2 protein-coding genes and 2 pseudogenes are annotated in these 4,089 nt (G+C 52.6%); all 4 read left to right on the forward strand.

The features are described 5' to 3' along the window. Window positions 1–351 (forward strand): annotated as a pseudogene (locus BBW68_RS12655) (transposase); the annotation flags it as partial. Between the two features lie 18 nt (window positions 352–369). Continuing rightward, window positions 370–816 (forward strand): annotated as a pseudogene (locus tag BBW68_RS12660) (MazG family protein); the annotation flags it as partial. Between the two features lie 107 nt (window positions 817–923). Further along, window positions 924–2,561 (forward strand): glutamine hydrolyzing CTP synthase, encoded by a 1,638-nt coding sequence (pyrG, locus tag BBW68_RS12665; RefSeq protein WP_070135635.1) that lies wholly within the window; start codon window positions 924–926, stop codon window positions 2,559–2,561. 84 nt (window positions 2,562–2,645) lie between these two features. After that, window positions 2,646–3,941 (forward strand): phosphopyruvate hydratase, encoded by a 1,296-nt coding sequence (gene eno, locus BBW68_RS12670; protein ID WP_070135636.1) that lies wholly within the window; start codon window positions 2,646–2,648, stop codon window positions 3,939–3,941. Window positions 3,942–4,089 lie beyond the last annotated feature (148 nt).

Below are 4,089 nucleotides of genomic sequence, written 5' to 3' on the forward strand. Positions count from 1 at the left end.
CACCTGGCGCGAGGTCGCGGCCCAGCTGGAAAGAACTTCCCGGCAGTCACAGAGATGATGGACAAAGCGGAGGCGGAGGGGCTGGCGTACTTCGGGTTCCCGGGAGCGCACCGGGTGAAAATCCACTCCACGAACACGCTGGAGCGCCTGAATAAAGAGGTAAAGCGGCGTTCCCACGTGGTGGGTATCTTCCCCAACGAAGAGAGCATAACCCGGCTTCTGGGTGCGGTGCTGACGGAGCAGAACGAAGAATGGCTGTTGCAGAACCGCTACCTGCCGCAGCACAGCATGGCGGAGATAGAGCAGACCGCTGAAAACGATGTGATCGAGGCGCTGCCACTCAGCGCTTAACAGACATATTACCGGACCGGAAGGCTGGATCTGAATTTACACCACCTTGACGGACTCGACCGCATTGACGCCATCAGCGATAAGCTGGAGCGTCGCCATCCGCATATCTTTGCCGATGCCTAGGTGAGCGGCAGTGCTGAGGTGCTGGTTAACTAGGAAAAAATCAAAAGCGACGAAAATGCGGAGAAAGCACAGGATTCGGTGCTCGACGATATTCCTGCCGCGCTGCCAGCGCTGATGCGCGCCCATAAAATCCAGAAACGCTGCAGCCGCGTGGGCTTTGACTGGACCACCATCGGGCCGGTGCTGGACAAAGTACACGAAAAAATTGATGAGGTGATGCACGAAGCGCAGCAGGCGGTTATCGACCAAGACAAGCTGAAAGAGGAGATCGGCGACCTGCTGTTTGCCACGGTTAACCTCTCGCGCTACCTCGGCAGTAAGGCGGTGAATGCGGTGGACCGCACACAACCGGAAACGATCAATTGTCGCACCCGGAGGATTCGGGTATACTATCTCCCCGTCTTGGTTATTCATTCCATTGTCTTTAAACCTACATTCTCAGGTTCAGCATGACAACGAACTATATATTTGTGACCGGCGGGGTCGTTTCCTCTCTGGGTAAAGGCATTGCCGCAGCTTCCCTGGCCGCCATTCTTGAAGCACGTGGTCTTAATGTGACCATCATGAAGCTGGACCCATACATCAACGTGGATCCGGGCACCATGAGCCCGACTCAGCACGGTGAGGTCTTCGTAACCGATGACGGCGCAGAGACCGATCTTGACCTCGGTCACTACGAGCGCTTTATCCGTACCAAAATGAGCCGTCGTAATAACTTCACCACTGGCCGTATCTACTCAGAAGTGCTGCGCAAAGAGCGTCGCGGTGACTATCTGGGTGCGACCATTCAGGTGATCCCACATATTACCAATGCGATCAAAGAGCGCATCATCGAAGGCGGCGAAGGCCACGATGTGGTGCTGGTTGAAATTGGTGGCACCGTGGGTGACATTGAATCCCTGCCGTTCCTCGAAGCGATTCGCCAGATGGCGGTAGATGTAGGCCGTGAGCACACCATGTATATGCACCTGACGCTGGTGCCTTATATGGCTGCTGCGGGCGAAGTGAAAACCAAGCCAACCCAGCACTCGGTGAAAGAGCTGCTGTCGATCGGTATTCAGCCGGACGTGCTGATCTGCCGTTCTGACCGCGCTGTACCGACCAACGAGCGGGCGAAAATCGCGCTGTTCTGTAACGTGCCGGAAAAAGGAGTTATTTCACTGAAAGATGTCGACTCCATCTACAAAATTCTTGGCATGCTAAAATCGCAGGGTTTGGATGACTATATCTGTAAGCGCTTCAACCTTAATGCTCCGGAAGCCAACTTGGTCGAGTGGGAGCAGGTGATTTACGAAGAGGCCAATCCAGGCGGCGAAGTGAACATCGGTATGGTCGGCAAATATGTCGAGCTGCCGGATGCTTACAAGTCGGTGATTGAAGCGCTGAAACACGGCGGCCTGAAAAATCGCGTCACCGTAAATATCAAACTGATTGACTCACAGGATGTTGAAACCCGTGGTGTGGAATTGCTGAAGGATCTGGATGCTATCCTTATTCCTGGCGGCTTCGGCTATCGCGGCGTGGAAGGCAAACTAATGACGGCGCAGTACGCGCGCGAAAACAACATCCCTTACCTTGGCATCTGCCTAGGGATGCAGGTTGCGCTGATGGAATTCGCCCGCAACGTGGCACATATGGAGTGCGCGAACTCGACTGAATTCGTCCCGGACTGTAAGTACCCGGTGGTGGCGCTGATTACCGAATGGCGCGACGAAGACGGCAACGTCGAACAACGCACTGAGCAGAGCGATCTGGGCGGCACCATGCGCCTTGGCAGCCAGCAGTGTCAGCTGACCGAAAACAGTCTGGTGCGGAAGCTGTACGGCTCTGACACCATCGTTGAGCGTCACCGTCATCGTTATGAAGTAAACAATATGCTACTGAAGAAGATTGAGGCGGCTGGATTACGTGTCGCAGGCCGCTCAGGGGATGACCAGCTGGTTGAGCTCATTGAGCTTCCTGACCACCCTTGGTATGTTGCGTGTCAGTTCCACCCGGAATTCACCTCAACACCTCGAGATGGGCATCCGCTGTTCAGCGGCTTTGTAAAAGCCGCCATCGAGTACCAGAAGCGTTTGGCAAAATAAGTGTTTTCATAACAGCCTGAAAATTTGAATGTTTCAGGCTGTTTGCGTCTAAGTTTTAAGTTAACTTGTACTGAGGAAAAACTAATGTCCAAAATAGTTAAAGTCATCGGTCGCGAAATCATCGACTCCCGTGGAAACCCGACCGTTGAAGCTGAAGTTCATCTGGAAGGTAGCTTTGTAGGTCTGGCAGCAGCGCCATCAGGTGCTTCTACTGGTTCTCGCGAAGCGCTGGAACTGCGTGACGATGACAAATCTCGTTTCCTAGGTAAAGGCGTAACCAAAGCGGTAGCCGCCGTTAACGGACCAATCGCTAACGCGGTAACCGGTAAAGATGCGAAAGACCAAGCCAACATCGACAAGATCATGATCGATCTTGACGGTACTGAGAACAAATCTCAGTTTGGTGCTAACGCCATCTTGGCCGTTTCCCTAGCAGCGGCCAAAGCAGCCGCTGCTGCTAAAGGCATGCCACTGTACGAGCACATCGCTGAACTGAATGGCACCCCAGGCAAGTTTTCTATGCCACTGCCAATGATGAACATCATCAACGGCGGCGAGCACGCAGACAACAACGTCGACATTCAGGAATTCATGATCCAGCCTGTTGGTGCGAAAACCCTGAAAGAAGCTGTGCGTATGGGTTCTGAAGTTTTCCATACCTTGGCAAAAGTTCTGAAGTCAAAAGGCATGGGCACTGCGGTAGGTGACGAAGGTGGCTACGCGCCAAACCTAGGTTCCAATGCCGAAGCACTTGCTGTTATCGCTGAAGCGGTAAAAGCAGCAGGCTACGAACTGGGCAAAGACATTACCTTGGCGATGGACTGCGCAGCATCAGAATTCTACAAAGACGGCAAGTACGTGCTGGCAGGCGAAGGCAACAAATCCTTCACTTCTGAAAAGTTCACTCACTTCTTGGAAGACCTGACTAAACAGTACCCAATCGTCTCTATCGAAGACGGTCTGGATGAATCTGACTGGGCTGGTTTCGCCTATCAGACCAAAGTGCTGGGGGACAAAATCCAGCTGGTTGGTGACGATCTGTTCGTTACCAACACCAAGATCCTGAAAGAAGGTATCGACAAAGGCATCGCTAACTCCATCCTGATCAAATTCAACCAGATCGGTTCACTGACCGAAACGCTGGCTGCGATCAAAATGGCAAAAGACGCCGGTTACACTGCGGTGATCTCTCACCGTTCAGGTGAAACTGAAGATGCCACCATCGCTGACTTGGCGGTGGGTACTGCTGCAGGCCAGATTAAAACTGGTTCTATGAGCCGTTCTGACCGTGTAGCTAAGTATAACCAGCTGATCCGTATTGAAGAAGCGCTGGGCAACCGTGCCCTATTCAACGGCCTGAAAGAAGTTAAAGGCCAGTAAGCTGCTGATATCTGGAGCCTGATGGGCTGAGGATTATCTGAAAAGCCTCGTCTGCGGACGAGGCTTTTTGCTTGTTATATTATTTTCAGTGAGTTAGCCGATAATTCTTCCGATGCAGAAAAGTCCTAGTTCATGATTAGGAGATTGA

This window comes from Candidatus Erwinia dacicola (genome assembly GCF_001756855.1).
GTDB classification, from domain to species: Bacteria; Pseudomonadota; Gammaproteobacteria; order Enterobacterales; family Enterobacteriaceae; genus Erwinia; species Erwinia dacicola.